The following is a 23,931-nucleotide window of genomic DNA, read 5'->3' on the forward strand; positions in this document are numbered from 1 at the left end:
CACCCGTCAGGCGCGCCGCCGAGCAAGCAACCGGGCAATGCAGGAGAGCTTCGCCTCAGGCGCCCGCGCCAGCGCGGAGCCGGCAACGCTCACCGCCGATCCGCCGTCGCCCGTCAAGATCGTGGAATTGCCAAACCCCTGCCGCTACCAAGGCAGTTGAAACCGCTCGCCGCCGGCAAACGAATCCCGGAAGCTGCTGATCCGAAGGTTCGCGTCAAACAGGCCAACGCCGCAGCACGGGTGCAGCCGGTCCGCACCGGTTTCATCAACGCGGTCCAGGTGTATCCGTTCTCCGGCGGCGCTCTCTACCAGGTTTATACGGCACCGGGCCAGATCGCCGCCCAGATCACGGAGGCGGTCTATGACAGTCCGTCCGGCAAATATCTTCTGGTCCCGCAGGGTGCAAATCTAATCGGCCAATACGACAGCTCCGTGGCTTTCGGCCAGAGCCGGATCCTCTTGGTCTGGACCCGCATCATCATGCCCGACGGCAACTCGATCGCCTTGGAGCGCCAGCCCGGCGCCGACACCGGTGGTTATGCTGGGCTCGAGGACGAGGTCGACAACCATTGGGGCATGCTGTTCAAGGCCTCCGTTCTCTCGACCATGCTCAGCGTCTGAGCCGAGGCGGGCACGAGCCAGGACGAGAACAACCTTGTTCAAGCGATCCGCAGCGGCGCGTCCAACAGCATCAGCCAGACCGGGCAGCAGATCGTGCAGCGCCAGCTCAACATCCAGCCATCGCTGACCGTCCGGCCAAGTTTTCCGGTCCGCGTGATCGTCACGCGCGACCTAGTGCTGGCGCCCTACCGCAAGGGAGGAACACCGTGACGAACCTAAAGCTTGGGCCCCTTGAAGACGACAAGCCGGTCAAGCTCACCATCGAGCTGCCAGCAGCGGTCTTCAGGGACCTCAAAAGCTATGCCGAGATTCTGACGCGTATCGGAAACGCGACAATCCCGATCGAGCTGGCCAATTTGATCGCGCCGATGATCGAGCGTTTCATGGCAACCGACCGCGCCTTTGCGAAGGCGCGGCGAAATGCTGCTCAGCCCGCACCTGCGTCACCGGAAAGATCCGGATAGCGCTCGCGAAGGAGGTCGAGGAACGGACCCAGCGATGGATTGCAGTTGGCCTGCCGCCAATAGGCGCGGAAGCTCAGCCGCGTCGGACCCTCGGCATCATGCACCTCGCGGAAGGTGACACCCGGATAGACTGCGCCAGTCGCACTTTCCAATATCAGTAGAATGCCCCAGCCCACGCCGACCAAGGAGAGGAGGCGGTCGAGCACGACATCATGGCGAAGCAGCAGGCAAGGGTCGGAGGATCCCAATTTGCTGATGAGGAGCTTCAGGAATTCCGGTCCCGGGCCTCGCTGTGACATTAAAAGCGATTCGCGCCTCAGTTCGCCCCAGTGAACTCCGTCACGGCCCGCCAACGGATGGTTCGCGGGGAGGGCGGCAACGACACGCTCGCTCCAGAGCAACAATGACCTGTCACTCCATTTCGGGTTGGGCTCGACCACGAAGGCGACGTCAACGGCGGAGCTGGCGAGATCCGAAATCAAATGGTCTCTCGAGCCGTCGACCAGTTGCCTATCGACATCGGGGAAGCGGTGCCGGTGCTCGAGGAGAGTGGCCCGGAGATTGCCGGCTGAGAGGGAGGTGTGGATGCCGATGGTCAACCGACCGCTCTCGCCACGCGAGCGGGTCTTGAGACGAGCGGTCATTGCATCAGCTTCGCCCACGACGCGCCGGGCGGCATCGAGGAATTCCTGACCTTCAATGGTCGGTCGCGTACCGCCATTTGTGCGCTCGAACAGAGTGCTGCCCAACTTGCATTCGAGATTGCGCAAGCGGCGACTAAGAGTCGACTGCTTGATGTTGAGCGTCTCCGCCGCTTGCCGCAGACTTCGGTGCTGGGACGCGGCGATCGCCCAGCGTAGATCTCGAAATTCCACAGGCGCGGTCGAAGCCCTATGGCGAGTTGCCGGTGACAAAATTGTTTCTTGAATGGGTCACTCCATTTGCTTGCGCTTCTTCAGCACCCCTGCCAGCGAATTCGTTGACTACTGTGAGGTGCGGTCAATTCGGAATAGCTAGGATTCCGGTTCCGGCGTCGACCCAGACGAGGACACCACCGAAATTCTGGAAGCTTTGATCTTGCGCTTGAGCGCCCGCCTTTTCATGGTCGCCGTCAATCGAGCTTTCTCAGTCCTCTCTTTCGATGTGTTCAGAGGTGGGTTGCGAACCGATAGCCTCAAACTGGACATGCTGCTCTCCTTCATTTTCCTCATATGTGTCGATTGAGGCCGCAGCTCACCTATTGCCTCCTATCGCGAGTTGAGTGGGCTTCCACGGTGGCTTGCCTCTCTTGGCCGTTTAAATCAGTCAGCCCTCTGGAGGGCAGGCGCAATCGATGAGCCTCTCCAGAGCAGGGATCTCGTTATCTGGCCTCCATTGCGCAGAAAATTCGAGCGGCTCGGCCCGCGGAAGTGTTCCTGATCGCTCAGCCGTAGTCAGGTCGAATTGGGAATCGTTGCCTGAATTCAAGCATGGCACGCAGATTTCTGGCGCTGAGAGACCTCCATGCTTTCGAGTATGAACCGCGCGATACGAAAAAAACTACGACTTGCGGCTGTCGACGAATGCCAGCGTTCGACCGCTCAAAAATCGCAATACCCACGAGATGCTGGAGTTGTCGTATCGAGCGGCTAAGGGTTTGACGAGATTCGTCAGCCGCCTGTCGGAGACTTCCGAAGTCCTCGGCTATAACAGCATAGCGAAGTTGCCGAGGATCAAGGTTCGGAATTCGAGGTGCTTCGATAGACAGTCGCGAGCCTGGATCATCCATCGCACACTTACCAAACTAATCGAAGGTAGCTGTGCGCATGGATTGTGACGATTTTTAGTTGTGTGGGACGGTCCGCCAGCGGCCGAGCTCGGCCAGATGACCCGCCGCGATCCCCGCGGCTTTGCATGCTCAGCACAGGCTCACATTCGGGATTGCGAAAGATGGTTCCAGTCGAGATCAATGCACTGCTCATGATCGACCGACTACGCACAAATGTTTGAGAGATTCGATGCATTTGCGAAGCGCTCCCTGTTACTCTGAGACAGTCGCCGCTCAAGGCATCTCGCGGACCTGCATCGGGCTTACCTCATCGGCCGCTGCCATGCTGCAAGACGCGCTCAGATTGTAGCCCGGGCCCAACGAGGGCGGATGTCATCCATCGCAAAACCAGGGCGCTTCATCAAACTATTCGATGTCTGTTGCGTGATGCGAGATCGTGAATCTAGCTATCGATCAGGGCGGATGCTTTGAGACACGCCGTCCGACGTTACGCGCTGATCCGGGTATAGCCGGAGCTGTCGCGCTCACATCGAGCTAGGCGCCAACAACCGACGCACCTATTTGGTTTCGCTTGCGCCAACAAGGGAGTTTCCACCGTGCTCGAAAATCCGCATCTGAGCGCCGGAGATCAAGTCCGACAAGGGTGAGAGCATGCGCGCTTCCTGCGTTCTGGCCTTCGCGATTACACGAGGCGTCGCGCGTTGCGCTAGTCCGGCGATGTTGCGTCATCGTGATTGAAGCGCTAAGGCGCTCGCGCGCTATACACGCCCCGAAGCGTTTCCTGCGCGTTGCGCGGCGATCCGGCTTCGTCGCATTCGCGTGTCGGAGCGGCGCGCTCCGTCACGCTTTTGCGAAACCTGATTAGACTAGCTAGATCAGAGTCCAGCGGTCGATGGGCCTTGGCGCGACGAGCTCGTGATTGGTGGCGCAATCAGCACTTGAGCCAACCAATAAGTCGGATTGGAGATGACCATCTGGAGATTCCACGATAGCCTCATGCGATATCAAGCGGCTTTCGGAAGGGTGGCCTTTTTACAAAGGCGGACTAGCCAACGGCAAAACGCACGAGAAATTTCGGGATTGTCACTGCGGTCGACCGCATAGGCCCGATAGTGCATGCCGCTGGGAGCACGTGATCCTGGTATCACATGTAGAGCGCCCCCGCGCACCAGATCGCTGACAATGATTTCGGGCGCTACCAGAAGGCATTTCCCGTCATGACCGCCGGTAGGGCCATATAATTGTGATCATAACGCGCCCCCGAGCTTATGTCTTTAGTGGTCAGGTTCATCGCCCGCAGCCATGTGGGCAGTATGTCGGGCCGGCATGTGATATTCAGAATCGGCATTGCGCGAACAATCGAGAGGCCTTTACCATCGACGTGATTTGGAGAGCCCACACAGACCAGTTGCTCGTTGTAGATTTCCCAATCGTCGGCCGGTTCGACGATGGAAAGATCTCGTGTAATCAGGATGTCGAAATCGTCGGAGGATATCGGCAGCGACAGTGAGCTGATAACATCCACGATGACGCCGCTCATTTCAGCGTAAAATGCCTGGAGATTCGGAATCAGAAGAGAGTACGCGAAGGTCGAAAGCGACGTGCGGACCACAAGCCGATTGACGTCTGGCCGATCCCGCCGGCGCATTCTCTTAGCGGTGAAGCACACGGTGTCTAGCGGCTCGGCGACTGTGTTCGCAAAGAGCCGTCCGAATTCCGTCAATTCGCTCCGCTTGCCGCGTCGTTGCATGAGGTCTGTGCCCAGATGGTCCTGCAGCACGGCCAGGTAGCGGCTGATGGAGCTCTGGGTCATTCCCAATGCGTGAGCCGCGCGCGTGACGCTTCCTTCTCGCGCGATCGTCACGAACACGCGGATCGCGTTGAGGGGCACTTCATTGTCTTCGGTGGCCATCTTCTATTCCGGAAAATTGTCGCCAGTTCTTACTGGCAGCAGGCCACGACAAAATGAAAGTTCCCAGCACATTATTCGATGGCTGTCGCCGGATTACTGCTTATAAACGATATATCGCGCACAAAAACGGCCTAAGCCAAAACGAACGGCGTAATGGCCTATCGCGCTGAAAACCTCGCCATTCGCGGCGCGGCTGGAACGGATCAGCAAAGGAAGCGAGATTCGGCTGATTTAATCTCGTCCATCCTCTGAAGTCTAAAAATGTCCTCCACCGGCAGAATGTCCTTGTGAACGTTCTGGACGCCGCCATCGGCGATGATCCGGCGGAAGGTCTCCTGCATGCCAGTTGCAGCAGCGCGGATCCCGTAGTTGCCGTAGATCGCCATGCGGATATTGCCGAGTGCCTTGACGCGCTCGGCATTGAGTTCCGGGTAGGCGTTCGGCACGATCGCCAGCGGCACCGATCCGGTCCAGGCACGCGAAAAGCTTTCGATCTCTGAAGGATCTTTCTTTTTCGAATGGATCAAGATCATGTCGGCGCCAGCGTCCACATAGGCTTGCGCACGCTGCAGGGCTTCGGTTTCGCCGAGGCCTGCGATCAGCGCTTCGGTGCGGGCGATCACGAGAAAATCCGGATCCTGTCTTGTTGTGACGGCGGCCGCGATTTTGCCCTTGAACTCCTCAATGCGCAGCAGTTCCTGGCGCCCACCGGCAACGAGGCTCGTCACTTTCGGAAAGGTCTTGTCTTCGATGACGACGGCGCTCGCACCGGCCCGCTCGTATTCGCCGATCGCATGGATGACATTGATTGCGTTGCCGTAGCCCGTATCGATATCGGCGACGATCGGCAGCGTCGTGCGTCCGGCGATCGCCCGCAGCATGTCGAGATGCTGGGTCATCGAGATCAGGCTCATGTCCGGCAGGCCGTAAAGCGCCGACAACTCGAAGCCGGAGGCCCACAGGCCATCGAATCCGGCTTCTTCGGCGAGGATCGCCGAAAGCGGGCTGTGGGCGGCCATGATGTGGACAAGGCTGGTCTCGGCCATGCGAGCGCGAAGGCGTTTGGCAGGGGACATCTGGAGATCTTTCAGGACAGGGCTGCGCAGGCGGCGATGATGCGGTCGCAGGCGCGGGTGAGGTCCTCGAGCGATGAGGCGTAGGAAATGCGGATATAGGGCGAGGCCATAAATGCGCTTCCGGGCACGACGGCTACGGCGAATGCGTCGAGCAGGTACATGGCAAAATCGGTGTCGGTTTCGATCACCTTGCCGCCCGGTGTGCGCTTGCCGATAACACCCGCGCAAGAGGGAAAAACGTAGAAGGCGCCGTCCGGCACGCGACACGAAAGCCCCGCGGCCTGGTTCAGCTTGGCAACGACGAGGTCGCGGCGCTGCAGAAAGGCGCTCGCGAATTCCTGGATATGCTTCCGCCCGCCAGACAGCGCCTCGATGGCAGCATATTGAGAAATCGAGCTGGTGTGTGAGGAGGTCTGGCCCTGGATGAGGTTCATGGCCTTGATCAGGGCCAGAGGCCCTGCGCCATAACCGACGCGCCAGCCAGTCATCGCGTCGGCCTTGGACACGCCGTTGACCGTCAGCGTGCGCTCGTAGAGGTCCGGCGCGACCGCCGCCATGGTGGCGAAGTCGGCGTTGTAGGTGAGCTGTTCATAAATGTCGTCGGAGAGCACATGGACATGGCCATGGCGGCGCAGCACCGCGGCAAGCGCGAGCAACTCGTTTCGGCTGTACACCGCACCGGTCGGATTGGACGGCGAGTTAAGCATGAGCCACTTGGTGCGCGGCGTGATGGCAGCTTCGAGCGCCTCGGGGCGCAGCTTGAAGCCATGGAATTCATCGCAGGCGACGAGAACCGGCTTGCCGCCGGCCAGCCGCACCATATCGGGATAGGAGACCCAGCACGGCGTCGGGGTCACCACCTCGTCGCCCGGATCGAGGCTGGCAAACAGCGCGTTGAAGACGACCTGCTTGGCGCCGCAGCCCACCGTGATCTGGTCGATACCGTAATCGAGCCCGTGATCGCGGCGGAAGCTCTCGCCGATCGCCTTGCGCAGCGGCTTGATACCGGCGACCGCCGTGTATTTCGTCCGCCCCTCGCGGATCGCCCGGATACCGGCTTCGCAGACAGCAGACGGCGTGTCGAAATCCGGTTCGCCCTGGCTGAGCGTGATCACATCGGCGCCCTGATCTTTCAGTTCGGCGGCGCGGGCCGTCATGGCCTTGGTTTCGGAGGGACGGACGACATTGAGCCGTTCTGCAACGAGAGACAAGGTAGAATACCTGCGAAGTTCTAAGCAAAAATTCCCGACGGCCTCTACTCGCTCCTTGACGGGTTAACCAATCAGATTATCTCTTTTTCGAATGAAAGCATGGAGAATTACGATACTTTACGCCCGTCGCATCGACATGCCCTTCTTGCAGGCGCCATCCAGCAGTCGAAGCCATGAGCAAGCTCAGAAAGCTGATGACGTCGGTCACGGCTCGTCCCATCTCTGAAGATTTGAACGAGCACGTCTAGAAAAACATTGTGAGAGAGGTGCGCACGACGGTGCGGTTCGCTTCCGTTTTGTCGAAGATGGCTGGCCGAACTCCGGGTGATACCGAGGCCTTTGCCACCCGCGTCACGTTCGGTCCGCGAGACATCTCTACCAAAGTGCGCACTACATTCACCGAATGCACTTATTTTCCGTCATTCTCCCTAGAACAGAACACGTAATCGCATCTGCGCATGTACATATCGAATTAGTCGATGGGCGTCATCCGACTGTAGCAATATGAGTTTCTAAGCTCTGGCACGCCAGCGTACACATACAAACGAGATGGATGATCTCGGTGCCGTGCTCCGCAAGGGTTTCATGACGATGTGGAGGTGACGGCGATGGCGTCCGTATCAATTGACGGCATCGATAAGAATTACGGCGCTACGTCCGTCTTGCGCAGTGTTTCGCTGTCGATAGCGGATGGCGAGTTCCTGACGCTGTTGGGACCATCGGGGTGTGGGAAGTCGACGCTGCTGCGTATCCTGGCGGGACTCGAGGTGCAGGATGCAGGTTCGCTCTCGATCGGCGAGCGGGCGGTCGACAACCTCAGGCCGAAGCGCCGGGACGTAGCGATGGTGTTCCAGTCCTACGCGCTCTATCCCCATATGACGGTTGCCTCCAACATGGGCCTGCCGCTTCGAATGCGTCGGCTCTCGACCTTCCAGAGGCTTCCTCTTCTGGGCCGCCTGCTGCCGGGAACAGCGCGGATCGCTGCCGAGATCGACGCGGAAGTCACCCGTACGGCCAAGTCCCTCGGCATCGGCCACCTGTTGGCCCGCAAACCGGGGCAGCTCTCCGGCGGCCAGCGCCAGCGCGTGGCGGTCGGCCGGGCAATGGTGCGCCATCCGGCCGTTTTCCTGATGGACGAGCCGCTGTCCAACCTCGACGCCAAGCTCCGTGTACAAATGCGCGCCGAGATTAAGGAGCTGCACCAGCGGCTCGGGGCCACCTTCGTCTATGTCACCCATGACCAAGCCGAGGCCATGACGCTGTCGGACCGGGTGGCGGTGATGCTCGACGGCGAGTTGTTGCAGGTCGCTCCGCCGCAGGAGATCTATGCCGATCCGGACGACCGGCGCGTCGCCGAATTCATCGGTTCGCCCAAGATCAACATGCTCGACGGCGTGGTGCGCGAACGTGGCCTGATTGATGTGGCCGGATCGACGCTTGCTATCGGGGCTGATGCGCTTGCCGGAGCGCATCTCACGCTCGGCATTCGCCCCGAGGCTTTTCATCTCGCCGAACGCGGCGGGCCGGGCGCACTGACCGGTTTCGTGCGCATGATCGAGCATATGGGCTCTGATCTCTTCGTCCATCTCGATCTGGCGGGCGGCGATCATCCGTTGATCGCAAGGCTGCTCGCCGAACGGGCGCCTGATATCGCCCCCGGCCAGACCCTACACGTCGGCGTCAGGCCAGACCGTGTGCTTCTGTTTGATCGTAACGGGCGGCGTTTGCGCCAAGAAGTCGAATCCGGCCGGGCATCGGTCACGCCGATCCGGGAGGTAGCCCGATGAGCGAGCCTCTTGCTCTTACCGGCGCTCCCAACGAGCCATCTGCGACGGGTATCGTTCGAGCACTCCCATCCCCCGCCGCCGCTCCGGCCCGCAGGCGGGCCTTTACAGAAGCGCTGGCGGCTTGGGCGCTGGCCGGGCCGGCGGTCTTCTTTCTGCTCGCCCTGTTCTTCCTGCCGGTGATCGGCGTCTTTGTCATCGCGCTCACCGACTGGCAGTTCGGCGCGCTGACGCTCTCCTTTGTCGGCCTCGCCAACTTCCGCGAGGTCTTCGCTGACGATGGTTTTAGGGCCTCGCTCGTCAACACAATCGTCTACGTTCTGATCGTCGTGCCGGGCACCCTCGTCTTTGGCCTTCTGATTGCGCTTCTGATCGAAAGCGGAAAGTCCTGCCGCTCCTTTTACCGCGCCATCCACTTCCTGCCCTTCATGGCGACGCTCACGGCCATGGCGGTCGCTTGGGAAGCATTGCTGCATCCCACGATCGGCCTCGTCAACCAGACGCTCGCCGCAATCGGCCTGCCGACCGCCAACTGGCTGCGCGACGAGAATACGGCCCTCCCGGTGCTGGCCGTCATCGGTATCTGGCAGAACCTCGGCTACGCCATGGTGCTGTTTCTGGCGGGCCTGAAGAGCATCCCGCAGGATCTCTACGATGCTGCCGATATCGACGGTGCTGACCTTTGGCTCGACCGATTTCGCACCGTCACCTTACCGCTGCTCGGGCCGGTCTCGATGTTCGTCGTCATCGTCGTGGCGCTGAGGGCATTCGAGTCTTTCGACACCGTGAAAGTGCTTACCCAAGGCGGGCCCGGCCACGCATCTGAAATGCTGCTCTACACGCTATATCGGGAGAGCTTTGAGTATCTGCGCACCGGATATGGCGCCGCCGTTGCGACGTCTTTCTCGCCATCGTCGTGACCCTCACCCTCGCTCAAGCCCGGCTCATGGATAGGAAGGTGCATTACCAATGAGCATCAACATGCACCCCAACCGCTTGTTGCAGCCGTCCGCCATCGTCCGCCATGCGGTTCTGCTCACCACCGGCGCGCTCATCCTCGTCCCTTTCGTCTGGATGGTGTCGCTGTCGATCAAGCCACCCGGCGAGATCTTCCGCGCCTCCTTCTCCTTCTGGCCAGCGCAAATCTATGGCGTCGAGAACTACACCAAGGCGCTCACCGAAGCGCCGCTGCCGCGCTATATGGGCAATGGCCTGATCGTTTGTGCTCTGATCCTCGGCCTTCAGATCCTCGTATGCGCCCCTTGCGCCTATGCGCTCGCCAAGCTTCGCTTTCCCGGCCGCGACCTGCTCTTCGCCATGGTGTTGATCGGCCTGCTGCTGCCGCACCAGGTGCTCTCGCTGCCGCTCTTCGTCCTCAGTTACCAGCTTGGCATTCTCAACACGTATGCTGCGCTTATCTTCCCTTATGTGGTCTCGCCCTTCGGCATCTTCCTGTTCCGCCAGTTCTTCAAGACCATTCCCGATGACGTGGTCCATGCCGCGCGGCTCGACGGTCTCTCAGAAATCGCGATCGTGTGGAAGATCATGGTGCCGATGGCGCTGCCGGCACTTGCCGCATTCTCGATCTTCTCAATTGTCGGCCATTGGAATGATCTGTTCTGGCCACTGATTGCGGTACGGGACGAATCCCTGATGCCTCCGCCCCTCGGAATCATGGCTTTCAAGAGCGAAGAGTCCGGCAATGACTACGGCCCGCTGATGGCCGCATCGACCCTTATCGTTCTTCCCCTGGTCGTCGCTTTCCTTGCCGCTCAAAAGTGGTTCGTCGAAGGAATGACTGGCGGAGCCGTCAAGTAGGATCGTGGAGCGCCAAATGGATCTCACCCGCAGGAAGGTCCTGATCGGGCTTTGTGTGGCGGCTGTCCCCGCGCCGCGGGCGGCGTCCGCCGCTCAGAGACCCCTGAGGATTAATGTGCCGATGGGCCTCCATCAGAAAATGATTGGGGAGCTCGGGGCACGATTTACCAAGGCCAATCCGGCCATTGCCGTCGAGTTCGTGGGCAAGGGCGACAATTGGGATCCCCTGCTGCAGGTCACGCTTCGTGAGGGCCTCGTCAACGGTCTACCCGATGCGACTTGGCAGTCGCTTGCCTATGCGCGCCTCCTTGCCCGTCGCGGCTACATACAACCACTCGATCCTGTGGCCGGTGGCCGGGCCGCCTTCACCGGACTCGGCCTCCCGGAGCCTCTGCTGGAATCAATCTCCGGCGATAGCGGCGTCCACGCGATGCCGTTCGGAACCACGATCCCTGTCGTTTACTACAACATGGATCTCCTGAAGCGGGCCGGTTACGCCGCCGCGCAGCCGCCCTCAACCTGGGACGAGATTATCGAGGTTGCCGCAACGATCTCTGCACTCGACCGCACGATCACCGGCGGCTTCATTGAAAACGACGCGAGCAACGCCTGGATCTTCCAGAACCTGGTTGCAAGTTTCGGGGGGCGGATGATGACGCCCGATCTATCCGACGTGGCGTTCAATGCCCCCGAAGGCCGCAGCTCGCTGGAGCTTCTCTGGCGGTTTGGCGATGTGAGAGGGACGAACATGAGCCGCGAGCAGGCGCGGCAGGCGTTCAATGCCGGTGCTTGTGGCATTCTGATCAGATCGGCGAGCGGAACTACGTCCGTCTCCAAGTCCACCCAGGGACGCTTCGAGTTGATGGTCGGCCGGTTGCCCATCCCGAGCCCAAAGGGTCGCTTGGTGGGAGCTGGCCTCGGATTCATGGTCTTCACCAAGGATGCAGAACGTCAGAAGGCGCTGTGGACCTTCTTCCGCTTCGCCGCAAGTGCCGAGGGCCAGATGATCCTTGCACGGCAGAGCGGCTACATGCCGGTCAACATGTCGGCGCTCGGGCAAGCCGCTTTCCTCAAGGAGTATCTTCAGATCAATCCCTATCACCGTGCCATCGTTGAAGCTCTCGCGATCACCACGGATCAGTTCTCGTTCCCCAAAGACAACACGGTCAAGATCACCGACATGATGGCCGATGTCATGCGGGACGTCGTGGCGCATCGGACGAGGCCTGATGTCGCGCTGAAGGCGATGGCCGATCAGACCCGCAAGCTCCTGAGCTCCTGAGACGCTCTTCATCCAACCGGAAATCCCCATGACACTATCGTTCCGCCCAAGCGACATTCTGAACATGAGCGGCAATCTGCCGCCCAAGGTGCCGCATGTCTTCGATGAAGCCTATCGTGGCGCCGCTCAACGGGTTCTTGGCGACCGCGAGCCGAATGATCTGATCGGTGCGCATCAATTTCGCGGCAGTGATCGCGATCGCGCGCTTGGCGCCCGCTTTATTGGCCGCCGAATGCAGGACGTTCCAGCGGTGGACAGAGTGGTGGTTGCCAATGGCACGCAAAGCATCCTGATGATGCTGCAAGCTTGCTCAGATCGTTCATTTCGCTCTCGGTAGTCATAACCTTATGAATTGGCCGCTGATCCTAGTGCTGAAGGCCAGATTGGGAGATCATCACCAAAGCGATAGAGCCCGCGATCGCGAAGGCGGTGGCGATCGGGACTGCGATCCCCCGAATAGCCGGAACCCGGATCTCAGTCGTGACATGAAGCAGTGCAAGTATGATGAAGGCGATCGCCACGACGGTCGGAAAGAGGTCGTCAGGAAAGTGCGACCGTGAAAGGAGGAGCACCGCAAGAAGTGGCGTATCGTACGAAACGGGGATACCCGTGAACCGAGCGTCGGCAGTAAGACCGACGTTCTCGAAATAGCTGAGCCTGATGGCACCCGCTAAAACGAGAAGCACACTCGCGACGAGCGACAGGGCAGTTCCTTGACTGATAAGGATGATCACTGCAGCCGGGAAAACGACTCCTTGAAAGAAGTCGGCAAATCCATCAAAGCTCTTTCCGAACTCCGGCACACCTCGACGGCGAAGATGGCTCGTCTTGCGCGCGACATGTCCGTCCCAATGATCGAGGAACCAAGTCCAAAGCATTGCCGCAACGCCGAGCTCGATCTTGCCGTTGAGGGCCAGGAACAGCCCGATGACGGCAAACAGATAGGCGATGGCGGTGATGGCATTTGCATAGTCACGCAGATACCCGATCATCGCCTTGCTCCCGTCAGCGGGATGGAACTTGCCGCGGAAACTGCGCGGCTCATAGGCGGCGCGAAAATCTTCTCCGCTAGGCGCAGATCATCTTCGCTATCGATTTCGAACCAGCGGGTATCGCTGCAATCCGCCGCTAAAAGCTGCAGCTCTCGCTGCTCGACAAGCCGTGCGAGGACCTGCTCAACATAGGCCGTACGATGCCCGCTTTCCACAGCCTGGTGCAATGCTGGCACCAGCTGTTCGCGCGAGGCGTCTGCGGAAAAGTGCGTCAGGTTGATGGTCTTGAAGAGACCCCTGGCCCGGGCCTCGACGGGCGTCTGGTTCATGACGAACGTGACGACAGAACCATCGTCAGCCAGCTCGACGGCGGAACCAGTCATTGCTGCGTTGAACGCCGCCACAGCCGCCACGCACTGCTTGGTAGATGAGACCGTTCGAAGTGTTCTTTCGAGGACTTCGCGCTCAAAGAACACATCGCCTTCGAGAAAGACGGTGTCGCCGGCAAGCATTGTATTTCGCGCTAGCCATAAGGAATAGGCGCTGCCGGTCCGATCGAAGATGGGATTGTGGACATACTCGATGTCGACCTCCTCGAACCGATGGCCGCAGGACTGTTCGATGGCTTCTTCGCGATAACCCACGACGATGGTTGCTTCGCGAGCCCCGAGCTCAGACAACTGATGCAGCGCGTTGTGCAGCATCGGGGTTCCGTTCACCTTCACCAAAGGTTTCGGAACAAATTCCGTGTAGGGGCGCAGCCTCGAGCCCATTCCTGCGGCAAGGATCACCGCCCGTGTACCATTGAGCATTTTGAAACGTCCTTCTGGCAAGCTTCAGGCTGCTTGCCTGGTCTTCAGGCTGTTCAGGGTCTCGACGACGCGTTTCAGTCCCGTCTCCAGCAGGTCTGGTGGAGCACCGAAGCAGAGACGCAGGCCATTCACGTCGCCAAAGGTATCGCCAGCAACGGATCCCACATCGGCTTCCTCCAGGAGCAATCGTGCAATGTCGTCGGTGGATCGAAGGTGGCCGCTGGCCGGCAAAGCTGAGACAAGCCTACTGAGATCGAGATAGAAGAAGAACGAGCCGTCGGCGCCCGGCAAGCTTACGTCCCGCAGACCAGAGAGGATGCGAAGACCATTGTTGCGAGTGTCGGACAGACGCTCATGCATCTTTCGTTCAAAACTGCCGTCGCCGACTTGAAGGTGATGCAGGATAGCGTGCTGTGCGATTACATTGGCATTCGAGGTCGTATGGCTCTGCAGCTTCTTGGCCGCGGAAACGATCTCCGGAGGAGCTGCGAAGTAACCCAGGCGCCAACCGGTGATCGCCAGCTCTTTTGAGAAGGCGTTGGCCAGGATTGTCCTTGAACGGACGCCGGGATGCGCCATGACGATCGACTCATGGCGCGAACCGGTGAATACGAAGCTGGAGTAGCTTTCGTCCGAAACGATCCAGAGCTGATAGTTGATCGCGAGATCGCCGATAGCTTGTAGAGTCGTTCGATCATACACTGCGCCAGTCGGATTGTTCGGCGAGTTTATGATAATGGCTTTCGTGCGCGGGGTGACAGCGGCACGGATTGCATAACTTTCGGGAATATATGTCGGGGGACGGGCGTCAACGAACGCGGGCTTAGCGCCGACGAGAAGAACCTGGGACGAGAATGTCGGCCAGCAGGGGCGAATGATGATGACCTCATCACCGGGATTGAACACGGCCAAGGCGACGTCGAGCAGGCCCTGCTTTGCACCCGCAGTGATAGCGATGTTATCCGTATTCCAGCCGATGCCTGTTTCCGCAGACAGCTTTGCGGCGACGGCGCCGCGAAGCGGCGTCAGACCGATGGAATCGGTATACCGGTTCGCCCCGGCATTGATGGCGGCAATCGCTCCTTCGCGCACGGATGATGGTGGCTCGATGATGACTTCGCCGGCGGCCAGATCGATGATCTGACGGCCGGTCGCGGCAGCTATCTTAGCCGCCTCACGGGCGGCGGCAGTGCCCGAACCTGACAGCAAAGACATCCGTTGCGCCAACATGTGCGCTCCTCCTGCATCGATTGCCGAGTTTGTTAAGGTGATCGCAACCGCTTCGCCGCCGGTACGCGATGTGCCTCGGCGGATATCACTCTTCCGTTCGACAACCGCGTCGTAGCCAAATGGGGCTTAAGAGTTCATTGAGACCGGCGACCCCTTCATCGCGCCAGGGTGTCTTTTTGCACTTACAGGAGGAAGAAAAGGCCCGGTTGGAGCAGACTTGAGCAACAGTATTTTGGAACCGAGGAGCCAACGCATCGATCGCGGCCGTCGGCCAGAACAGATTTTGAGTGAGTATGCATGCTGAACTCCTTGCAGTTGATGTTTGCGTAGCCCGATGCTCATCCGTCAAATAGTTTGCTCCCATCAGTATATCAAATACTAGCGTTGGTAGTTGACCCGAGCGCAAACGTAAGTCGTTAGAATTGAGACGAGAGTTGCGGCTCTACGGTGCTCGGAGTCGAGCACGTCTCGAGTGGCCCGTGGCGATGGCTTCTATCATTTGCAAGCATGTCCATGCACAAGGCGGTTGAAACATGCCGCCGTCTCCGATCCTGAGAGTGCCGCCCGCGCTACCGACGATGCTTATTGAGCTCAGAGTGGTGCGGATAAGCGATGCATCGATGTGAACCACATCGGCGGTCGCGATCTTCGCCTTGAGACGGGCCCCGCCCGCCCGCTTTAAGATCATGCGGTGGCGCACTGCACCCCACCGCTCGCAGATGCGTATCAAGCTGGAGTGGTCGGGAAGAGCGTCATGCGGTCCTTAGCCGACGAACCATCGGATGGCGACATTGACTTGAGCCTCCGATCGTCGACGATGCCCAGTGACAGCGCAGCGAGTATCAACCCTACAGCGGCTTCCGGATAATCGCCCGGCCATCGCCGAACAAATAACAGTGAGACTTCGTGGTGTAGCCAAGAAGAATAGAGTACGCGATCGAGCCGAACCACCACGTGATCGTCGGGATCAGCTGGCAAAGCGAGCCCGTGACGAACAGCTCTAGCTGGTTCTGTTCCTTCCCAGCATGTGGCGCCCCTCCGACCGCGACTCACAAGGAAAACGGAATCAGTCCGCGCGAACTCTTTTCGACAATCTCCACTCGGCAGCGCTGTCACGTGGCGTTCAGCACCTTGGCGGCCGCCTTGATGCCCTCGTGGGCGTCCGAGACTCACTAGCTTGAGGCCGCGCAGACCCCGCTTGGCGAGCCTGCGCAGGAACGCCATCCGCGGATGGGCCGACATCCATGCCGGGGATTTCCGGCCGGCCATCCTGCACGATGATCGCGACGATCCCCGCGACCGAGACATTGCGACCCTGCTGGCGCACCCTCACGCAGGTGGCGTCGATCCACAGAGAGGGCCATCGCCCTCGACCGGACGGGCGAGGAACGCCCCGTCAACTATCAAGCCTGCTAATTGATCTAGATGTCAGAAAAGCCGAGTGATTGCCGATTGAGGGTTGGGCTGCTCAGTCGGGCTCCTCAACCGTCGCTCCTGAGGTGTTCGGCATGAAACGTCAACCACAATCTGTACTCGCCAACGGTCCTGATCGATGCACCGCATCCTCGGCCGCAGAAATGCTGCGTGCACAGGTGTGCTCCAATCTTGAACTCTCCTTCCTCATGGAAGCGCATGACGGCCTCTCCGCTGCGATCGCCGAGCGCGCAGGGTTCAAAGGTCTCTGGGCGTCCGGTCTTTCAATTGCCTCCTCTCTTGGATATCGTGATGTCAACGAAGCGTCATGGTGCCAACTTGTCGATGCAGTCGAGCGGATCGTGGACTCGAGCAAACTGCCTGTTCTGGTTGACGGCGATGGCGGCTTTGGGAATTTCAACAATGCACGCCTCCTTGCCCGCAAGCTCCGTCAACGAGGCACTGCCGGCGTTGCGCTGGAGGACAGCTGCTTTCCGAAGATGAACTCGCTCATTGGCGATCGTCACCCCCTCGCCGATATCCACGAATTCTCCGGCCGCCTGCGGGCAGTCAAGGATACAGTCGCGGAAGACTTGGTCCTCGTGGCCCGGATCGAGGCGTTGATCGCGGGACATGGAATGGACGAAGCCATTTTACGCGCTCACGCTTACGCGGACGCGGGTGCGGATGCGATCCTCATTCACTCGCGAAAGAGCACCGCGGACGAGGTTCTTTCCTTCACGCGCACCTGGCAAAGCCGATTGCCCGTCGTGATCGTGCCAACGACATACTATCGAACACCAGTCTCTGCGTATCGTAATGCCCGCATCTCAACAGTGATCTGGGCCAACCACTCAGTGCGAGCTGCAATAGCAGCAATGGGACAGGCCTGCCGTCGCGTCATTGCTGAAGAAGGCGTTGCCGGCATTGAGCCCAATATTGCGACGCTCGACGAGGTCTTCGAACTGTTGAGGTATGACGAACTTGCCCGCGCGGAAGCGCGCTATCTTCATCCTCTTGACTGAGGGCAATGACCTCCCATTTACACGCAACAAACTCGTTCTCGAAGGACCACCGGCATGCAATCGGCCGCCTTACTGTTACGCTCCACCGCATGTTTCAGCGAAGCACAGGCGTTCCCCTCCCAAAATTGGATGCGCCATAGACGGGCGCGACAGCTCTTGCGCGGCTGATCCGAACATGCTGCAGATCTACGGGGCTCATTTCTCTCTTGAAGAGGCGCCAACGCGGACGGTGATCCGTCGTCCTCTTCAAGAAAGCCGGTAGACTCCACGGTCGTGTCCCCAGTGATGGTGTAGCTCGGTAGAGCAAAGCCGCCCGCACGCGCGCCCACAGATAGCGCCGTAGCGGGCGGGCGGCTTTGCGGTGGTCACCGGCGGTTCTCCGGTAGGATCGGGTTGCGACACGCCAACGCAACCGAGGAACCACCGATGACCGACGATATGATGAACCTGCGCACGCTTGTGGAGAAGACCCCCGATGCGGATCTGCTGCGCGAGATGATCGGCTTTGCCGCCCAGCGGCTGATGGAGCTGGAAGTCGAAAGCCAGACTGGAGCAGCTTACGGCGAGAAGACCCCCGAGCGTCTGGCCCAGCGCAACGGCTACCGCGACCGGACCTGGGAGACCCGCGCCGGCACGGTCGAACTTCGCATCCCCAAGCTGCGCAAGGGCTCCTACTTCCCGGGCTTTTTGGAGCCGCGCCGCATGGCCGAGAAGGCGCTCACCGCCGTGGTGCAGGAGGCTTACGTGCAGGGCGTCTCGACCCGCTCGGTGGACGATCTGGTGCAGGCGATGGGCATGAGCGGCATCTCCAAGAGCCAGGTCTCGCGGTTGTGCGCCGAGATCGACGACAAGGTGAAGGCGTTCCTTGCCCGTCCGATCGAGGGCGACTGGCCGTATCTGTGGATCGACGCCACCTATGTGAAGGTGCGCCAGAACGGCCGCATCGTGTCGGTCGCGGTGATTGTCGCGGTCGGCGTCAACAGTGATGGCCGGCGTGAAGTTCTCGGCATGGATATTGGTCCTTCCGAAGCCGAGACGTTCTGGACGGCCTTCCTGCGCAAGCTCGCCCGCCGCGGCCTGCGCGGTGTCAAACTCGTGGTGTCCGACGCCCACGAAGGCATCAAGGCCACCGTGGCCAAGGTGCTCAACGCCAGCTGGCAGCGTTGCCGCGTCCACTTCATGCGCAATGCGCTGGCGCATGCCGGCAAGAGCGGCCGGCGCGTCGTCTCCGCCTTCATCGCCACCGCGTTTGCCCAGGACGATGCCGAGGCCGCGCGAACGCAGTGGCGGAAGGTCGCCGACCAGCTCCGCCCCAAGCTGCCGAAGCTTGCCGGCTTCCTCGACGAGGCCGAGACCGACGTGCTTGCCTACATGACCTTCCCGCCGCAGCATCGGACCAAGCTGCACTCCACCAATCCGATTGAACGCCTCAACGGCGAGATCAAGCGGCGCACCGAAGTGGTCGGCATCTTCCCCAACGAGGACGCCATCGTCCGCCTCATCGGAGCGATCCTGCTCGAACAGAACGATGAGTGGGCGGTCCAGCGCGCCCGCTACATGACGCTGGAAACCATCGCGCCGTTGAGCGATGATCCAACCGTCAGCCTTCCGGCTATCGCCAGCTGATCTGCCCGGCTCTTGCCGGTGAACGCGGTGACCCACCGCCAGTTACACCACGCCCGGGGAGTACGTCATGCCAAGCTGATGAATGCTTGTGGGTGCAAGTCCCATCCGGTCAAAGCCGAAGCAGGCAAGCCGGGACCGAGTCTTGCGGGCGTCGCGGCAACGCGGGGTTCGAAGTGTAGACAGGAGCCATGCGGGGTGCGGGAATGAGCCTCGAAAGGTGGATGTTCGCGGAGGCCGAGTGTGTTCCCTAAACACGAAGGCAGCATGAGCATCGTCGTTATGCGAGACGATGCCACTCCGTCGGGGTCGATGGCCGGATCACGTATGGAAGGTAATCATCGGAACATGAGAGGCCCGACCGGGTCCGTTGGATTGGTCTCCAACGGGGGGCAGCGGCAAGGCAGTGCCGGAGCCGCGGTCCGAGCTGAGGTCGGGAGTCGGACTGGTTCATAGTACCTGTGAAGTCGTCGAAGGAAACGAGACGCATGGAGGGAAGGGGCCAGCCCGAGGGGAGCCCGCGCGAGAAGGCCAGGGTCCGGACACAGAGCCGGGTTGCCTTGCCGCTGAACCTCGAACGGGTGAACGCGGCGGCCAAGCAGGCTGCCCAAACCCGGTTCACAGCCTTGCTGCACCACGTCGACGAGGACTCTCTGCTTCGGGCGTTTCGACGACAAAAGCGGCAGGCCAGCGCGGGGGTCGATGGGGTAACGGTGGCGAAGTACGAAGAGAGGCTCACGGATAACCTCCGCGAGCTCTGCGGACGCGTCCATACGGGTCGCTACCGGCCACAGCCGGTGCGACGAGTTTACATCCCAAAAGCCGATGGCGGTAAGCGGCCTCTCGGTGTGCCGGCGCTAGAGGACAAGATTGTCCAAAGCGCAGTCGCCGAGGTGCTGAGCGCCGACTACGAGGTCGACTTCATCGGGTTCTCCTACGGCTTCCGGCCGGGGCGGAATCCTCATATGGCGCTTGACGCCTTGCACACGGCGATCATGAGCCAGCGCGTCAACTGGGTGCTCGATGCCGACATACGCAACTTCTTCGACTCGGTCGACCACGAGTGGCTGTTGCGGATGGTGGCGCACAGGATCGCCGATCCTCGCATATTGCGGCTCATAGAGCTGTGGCTGCGGGCCGGCGTTCTTGAGAGCGGCGAGAAGCAAGAAACGGACAGGGGTACCCCGCAGGGGGCGGGCATCAGTCCGCTCCTCGCCAACATCTTTCTGCACTACATCCTCGATCTCTGGACCCATCAATGGCGCCGTCGCTGCGCACGCGGTCGCGTTGTGGTCGTGCGCTATGCGGACGACTTCGTCATGGGCTTCGAGAGCAAGGCGGATGCGCAGGAGATGCTCTTGGCCCTCAAGGGGCGGCTGGCCAGCTTTGGCCTGATGCTTCATGAGGGCAAGACGCGGTTGATCGAGTTCGGTCGGTTTGCGGCCCTCTCGCGTCAGCGGCGCGGCGAGCGGCGACCCGAGACCTTCGCCTTCCTCGGCTTCACCCACTATTGCGGGCGGACCCGGGACGGCCGGTTTATCGTGAAGCACAAGACGGAAGGGAAACGCCTGACGCGCAAGCTGACGGCGTTGCGCCAGGAAGCCTGGCGGCTCATGCACGAGTCGTTGGCCACCCAGCACGAGTGGTTCGCCGCAGTGCTGCGTGGACACTACGGCTACTATGGCAGGCCGCACAATTATCCAGCGCTCAACGGCTTCTACCGCGAAGTGCGTCGGAGCTGGCTGCACTGTCTGAGACGGCGCAGTCAGAAAAGTCGGCGCATGGGCTGGTCGGAGTTCGAGGCCCTGACGGCACGCTTCCGTCTGCCCGTTCCACGCATCACTCGCACTTGGGCGCAGGCCCGGATATGACGCGGGTTACCCTCGGGAAGAGCCGGGTGCGGGAAATCCGCCTGCCCGGATCTGTGAGGGCGAAAGCCAAATGGCTGAGCTACTCGACCACGATCGACTCCACACCGCAACAGCAACCACAAGTAACATTTGAGACCGAGGGAGAGCGCTTATGTTAACGCAACGGATGGTTCTGCTCAACTCTTCGGCACCGCCGCCAACGTGACAAATCTGCGTGGCGGCGCCGTTCGCAACGTGTTCTCCTTCAGTATGCGCCGCTGGCGCAAGCAACTGACCCGGCTAGGGTTGATTGGGACCATTAGTTGTCGCCTCGGCTGCGGCTGGCAGTGTCACCGATGCGCTTGCGGGAGACGAGGCGAAGGCTGCCATGCAAACCCAAATCGGCCGGGTGCAGCCGGGCGCTAAAGCCATCTCTCTACCGGTTCCCGCATGTGGCGAGACAACCCAAAAATTTGGCTCCAATGATCCGAACGATCCCGTCGATGGCACCGTCAACAAGATGATCACCGAGTGGCTGCTGGCCGGCAACAAGGCCGCTTGGAAATCCAGATTCGGTCTTGATAGGCCCGCTCTTGGCGACGCAGAGTTCGAAATCGACACCTCCGGTTACGGGAAGGATCTCTTCCTGACCGGCCCCGAAGCCAAGACCCGCGGCATCGATCCGCATCGGAAGCAAGTACTGCCGCACCGCGGTCTGTGCTAAGCTCGTGCATGAGAGCAAAAAGCAGCAACCAGTTTTACCTAACCATCACATCGTTCCGTCGGCTGCCGAACGATCGCCTGCTGCTTGGCATGAAGGGCATCCGCACCGTGTGCAGCGGTGCCGTTCAGTACGTGGCGACGTCGGGGAATACTCGCCGCGTCTGGCCGGCTCTCCTGTTCGCGCCGATGCGTGAGGAGCGACACGACATGAACGTGATCACATCAGAACGCAATTCCCTGATCTCGGAAACTTGGGCTCCGAGGTGCGTCAGCCGATCCCGGCCAGGCCCGGACAGCGCGAGCGCTACGATTATGAGTACCGCCGCAACGGCACCGTCAATCTCTTCGTTAACTTCGATCCGCATCGCGGCTGGCGCAACGTCAAGATAGCAGGCCGCCGCGCCGCCGTGGACTACGCCCACTGCATGCGTGAACTCGTCGACATCCATTATCCCGATGCCGCCAGCATCCGTGTCGTGCAGGACAATCTGTCGATCAGTCCGCCGGCGCGCTGTATCAAGCATTTGCGCCCGCCGAGGCCCGTCGCATCCTGCGTCGCCTCGAATTCTACTACACACCGAAACACGCCAGTTGGCTCAACATGGTCGAGTGCGAGATCAGCGTGCTGCAGCGCCAGTGTCTCGGCCGCCGCATCGACGACGCCAAACGGCTCCGAAAAGAGATCGCAGCATGGCAACAGAAGCACGAGACCGCATCAAATGGATGTTCACAACCGACAAAGCCGGCGCCAAACTCGGCCGCGCATATCCAACCATCGCCAAAGAGTCAAAATTACTGTGATGAACCACTAGCTAGGTCCAGCGGGCTTTCATAGCGATCCTTCAAGAACCTGGCGGCGCGCTCATGGATTCCTAGTTTTGAGCCAACAACGCCGCATGGATTGTAGCTATCGACGACTCAAGCCAAGCTGAATACGCCGGAGAAGACTGGCAGCTCATATCGGGCGACAATATTGTTGAAGCGAACATGGGTATCTATCAGCTCTTCGAGATCGAACGAGAATGGAATGCCCATTTGCTTTACGACGAACGGTGTCAACACCGTCGGAGCAGGTGCTACGCCGATCTTCGCCAATTCTTCCAATCCATTAATCGTGTTCTCTGCAGCCTCAATTCCGGCCAGAAGGCAGCTTCCGGCTCCGAACCGACCAAACACGTCGACTGCGTCGGTAAAGATCGGCATGTACTCTTCAAGAGTGTATTCGCCCTTCAGGCCACGGATATACTTTCTTCGCATTCCGGCATCGACGATATCGACCCCCGTGTTGAATCGCGAAACGCCAGCATCTCTCAGAACTGAAAGGTAATTTCTTCGCTTATCCCTGTCGTTTCGGATGCTCGGCGGAACCACCTGGGATACGTAAATATTCTTTGTATACCCCGCCTCTCTGAGCCGACGAGAGATTGTCGAATGTCGGTCCAATTCGGTCTTCTCATCCTTGATGCTTCCGGTGCATAGCCAAACGATATCGTATTTGTCATCAAACATGTGGCCATTCCTGTCCGCATAATTCAAACACTCCTGAAAATTGGCCTTGTAATTAGTATCACCTCCCTGAATGGCCAGCGCCTCCCATTCATTTTCTTTAAAACAGAACTCGCACGAATAACAGCAGTAAACATGATAATCGAACACGAAACTCCGCGCGCCATTCGCGCGCATCATACCGAAATTGTACATACCCGTAGGCGAGCGTTCGGGTCAATATGTTGTCGACAACGGACTTGTTCAATCTCGTCGTTTATTGATGCAAGGAGGACCTCTCCGTCAAACATAAATGGCGAGTTCGAATTGATCCGTACGGTGATCTTTTTGACGAACTGCGGGCCAAATATTTCGATTTCGAGTCTCGGTATGATTTGCCCAAGAATTGGAAATGATATATCGGTCGTGAGAAGTTGAATTCCGTCTCTCAGTGCGCCAAGTCTGAAGACTTCCTCGATACGAACACCGTGCCTATTTTTTGAGTGCAAGATCGAATTTTGCGATCCTCTTTTTCTGAATGCTCATGGCCGCACTCCACCTGCTGCAACGGATTCCTTAGGGTCTGTACCTAATTAGTAGATTCTGATTCCCTCGTACCGAGTTGATTCGGCGTGGGGGATTTCGATGCGCAAAGGACTGTTCTGGCTCAACGACAAGCAGTGGGCTCAGATCGAGCCGCACCTGCCAACGAACCAGACGGGCCCGGCGCGCGATGACGATCGACGCATCATCAGCGGTATCATTCACATGCTCCAGTGCGGCGCACGCTGGCGCGATTGCCCGCCCGACTATGGCCCTTACACGACAATCTACAATCGGTT

17 protein-coding genes and 5 pseudogenes are annotated in these 23,931 nt (G+C 59.8%); 13 read left to right on the forward strand and 9 right to left on the reverse strand.

Annotation, left to right across the window (positions count from 1 at the left end):
• Positions 1 to 324 precede the first annotated feature (324 nt).
• Positions 325 to 831 (forward strand): annotated as a pseudogene (locus FXV83_RS28855) (TraB/TrbI/VirB10 family type IV secretion system protein); the annotation flags it as partial.
• On the forward strand, positions 828 to 1,085 hold the full coding sequence (locus FXV83_RS28860; RefSeq protein ID WP_148742998.1) for a DUF2274 domain-containing protein: 258 nt from the start codon (positions 828 to 830) through the stop codon (positions 1,083 to 1,085). The pseudogene FXV83_RS28855 and the gene FXV83_RS28860, both read left to right, overlap by 4 nt.
• Here the strand turns inward: FXV83_RS28860 and FXV83_RS28865 are convergent.
• The 4 genes and pseudogenes from FXV83_RS28865 to FXV83_RS28880 all read right to left on the reverse strand — a co-directional run bounded on the left by FXV83_RS28865 (position 1,049) and on the right by FXV83_RS28880 (position 7,052).
• On the reverse strand, positions 1,049 to 1,960 hold the full coding sequence (locus FXV83_RS28865) for a LysR family transcriptional regulator (protein ID WP_235940258.1): 912 nt from the start codon (positions 1,958 to 1,960) through the stop codon (positions 1,049 to 1,051). The two genes, FXV83_RS28860 and FXV83_RS28865, sit on opposite strands and share 37 nt — an antisense overlap.
• Before the next feature lie 1,897 nt (positions 1,961 to 3,857).
• Positions 3,858 to 4,765, reverse strand: a pseudogene (locus FXV83_RS28870) (LysR family transcriptional regulator).
• 203 nt (positions 4,766 to 4,968) lie between these two features.
• Positions 4,969 to 5,841, reverse strand: a complete 873-nt coding sequence (locus tag FXV83_RS28875) for an isocitrate lyase/phosphoenolpyruvate mutase family protein (protein WP_148743000.1) — start codon at positions 5,839 to 5,841, stop codon at positions 4,969 to 4,971.
• Positions 5,842 to 5,852: 11 nt separating this feature from the next.
• On the reverse strand, positions 5,853 to 7,052 hold the full coding sequence (locus FXV83_RS28880; protein WP_210250769.1) for a pyridoxal phosphate-dependent aminotransferase: 1,200 nt from the start codon (positions 7,050 to 7,052) through the stop codon (positions 5,853 to 5,855).
• A gap of 608 nt (positions 7,053 to 7,660) precedes the next feature.
• On the opposite strand from FXV83_RS28880, the gene FXV83_RS28885 reads away from it, so the two are divergent.
• The 5 genes and pseudogenes from FXV83_RS28885 (at position 7,661) to FXV83_RS28905 (ending at position 12,273) form a co-directional block, all read left to right on the forward strand.
• Positions 7,661 to 8,839, forward strand: a complete 1,179-nt coding sequence (locus FXV83_RS28885; protein WP_148743013.1) for an ABC transporter ATP-binding protein — start codon at positions 7,661 to 7,663, stop codon at positions 8,837 to 8,839.
• Positions 8,836 to 9,809 (forward strand): annotated as a pseudogene (locus FXV83_RS28890) (carbohydrate ABC transporter permease). Before FXV83_RS28885 ends, FXV83_RS28890 begins: the two are co-directional and overlap by 4 nt.
• Positions 9,806 to 10,654, forward strand: coding sequence for a carbohydrate ABC transporter permease (locus FXV83_RS28895; protein WP_235940259.1), 849 nt, complete (start codon positions 9,806 to 9,808; stop codon positions 10,652 to 10,654). Before FXV83_RS28890 ends, FXV83_RS28895 begins: the two are co-directional and overlap by 4 nt.
• A gap of 121 nt (positions 10,655 to 10,775) precedes the next feature.
• Entirely contained in the window at positions 10,776 to 11,936 is a 1,161-nt protein-coding gene (locus FXV83_RS28900) for an extracellular solute-binding protein (protein WP_187436232.1), read from the forward strand.
• A gap of 28 nt (positions 11,937 to 11,964) precedes the next feature.
• Complete coding sequence (locus FXV83_RS28905) at positions 11,965 to 12,273, forward strand: hypothetical protein (protein ID WP_148743002.1); 309 nt, start codon at positions 11,965 to 11,967, stop codon at positions 12,271 to 12,273.
• 28 nt (positions 12,274 to 12,301) lie between these two features.
• Here FXV83_RS28905 and FXV83_RS28910 read toward each other — a convergent pair whose 3' ends face one another.
• The 4 genes and pseudogenes from FXV83_RS28910 to FXV83_RS28925 all read right to left on the reverse strand — a co-directional run.
• Entirely contained in the window at positions 12,302 to 12,928 is a 627-nt protein-coding gene (locus tag FXV83_RS28910; RefSeq protein WP_148743003.1) for a CDP-alcohol phosphatidyltransferase family protein, read from the reverse strand.
• Positions 12,925 to 13,740 carry a phosphocholine cytidylyltransferase family protein gene (locus FXV83_RS28915; protein ID WP_148743004.1) on the reverse strand — a complete coding sequence of 272 codons (816 nt, stop codon included), beginning with the start codon at positions 13,738 to 13,740 and terminating at the stop codon, positions 12,925 to 12,927. The genes FXV83_RS28910 and FXV83_RS28915 overlap by 4 nt, the downstream gene beginning before the upstream one ends.
• 24 nt (positions 13,741 to 13,764) lie before the next feature.
• Positions 13,765 to 14,970: a pyridoxal phosphate-dependent aminotransferase gene (locus FXV83_RS28920; RefSeq protein ID WP_148743005.1), complete on the reverse strand. Its 1,206-nt coding sequence runs from the start codon at positions 14,968 to 14,970 to the stop codon at positions 13,765 to 13,767.
• 1,115 nt (positions 14,971 to 16,085) lie between these two features.
• A pseudogene (locus tag FXV83_RS28925) lies at positions 16,086 to 16,365 on the reverse strand (transposase); the annotation flags it as partial.
• 182 nt (positions 16,366 to 16,547) lie between these two features.
• Between FXV83_RS28925 and aepX the strand changes: the two are divergent.
• From aepX to FXV83_RS28950, 5 genes and pseudogenes are all read left to right on the forward strand, one after another.
• Complete coding sequence (gene aepX, locus FXV83_RS28930; protein ID WP_148743015.1) at positions 16,548 to 17,408, forward strand: phosphoenolpyruvate mutase; 861 nt, start codon at positions 16,548 to 16,550, stop codon at positions 17,406 to 17,408.
• Between the two features lie 426 nt (positions 17,409 to 17,834).
• A complete protein-coding gene (locus FXV83_RS28935) occupies positions 17,835 to 19,034 on the forward strand; it encodes an IS256 family transposase (RefSeq protein WP_148743006.1) in 1,200 nt (399 codons plus the stop codon).
• 458 nt (positions 19,035 to 19,492) lie between these two features.
• Positions 19,493 to 20,902 carry a group II intron reverse transcriptase/maturase gene (gene ltrA / locus FXV83_RS28940; RefSeq protein ID WP_148743007.1) on the forward strand — a complete coding sequence of 470 codons (1,410 nt, stop codon included), beginning with the start codon at positions 19,493 to 19,495 and terminating at the stop codon, positions 20,900 to 20,902.
• A gap of 367 nt (positions 20,903 to 21,269) precedes the next feature.
• Positions 21,270 to 21,605 carry a hypothetical protein gene (locus FXV83_RS43120; RefSeq protein ID WP_187436233.1) on the forward strand — a complete coding sequence of 112 codons (336 nt, stop codon included), beginning with the start codon at positions 21,270 to 21,272 and terminating at the stop codon, positions 21,603 to 21,605.
• A 259-nt stretch (positions 21,606 to 21,864) separates the two neighbouring features.
• A pseudogene (locus tag FXV83_RS28950) lies at positions 21,865 to 22,405 on the forward strand (IS630 family transposase); the annotation flags it as partial.
• Between the two features lie 117 nt (positions 22,406 to 22,522).
• On the opposite strand, the gene FXV83_RS28955 reads toward FXV83_RS28950, so the two are convergent.
• The gene (locus FXV83_RS28955) at positions 22,523 to 23,260 is read right to left on the reverse strand and encodes a hypothetical protein (protein ID WP_148743009.1); all 738 of its coding nucleotides are present in this window, start codon (positions 23,258 to 23,260) and stop codon (positions 22,523 to 22,525) included.
• A 474-nt stretch (positions 23,261 to 23,734) separates the two neighbouring features.
• Between FXV83_RS28955 and FXV83_RS28960 the strand changes: the two genes are divergently transcribed.
• Positions 23,735 to 23,931, forward strand: a 197-nt coding sequence (locus tag FXV83_RS28960; RefSeq protein WP_148743010.1) for a transposase, incomplete at its 3' end; no start/stop codon positions are given.

The sequence above is a fragment of the Bradyrhizobium hipponense genome (assembly GCF_008123965.1).
GTDB lineage: Bacteria > Pseudomonadota > Alphaproteobacteria > Rhizobiales > Xanthobacteraceae > Bradyrhizobium > Bradyrhizobium hipponense.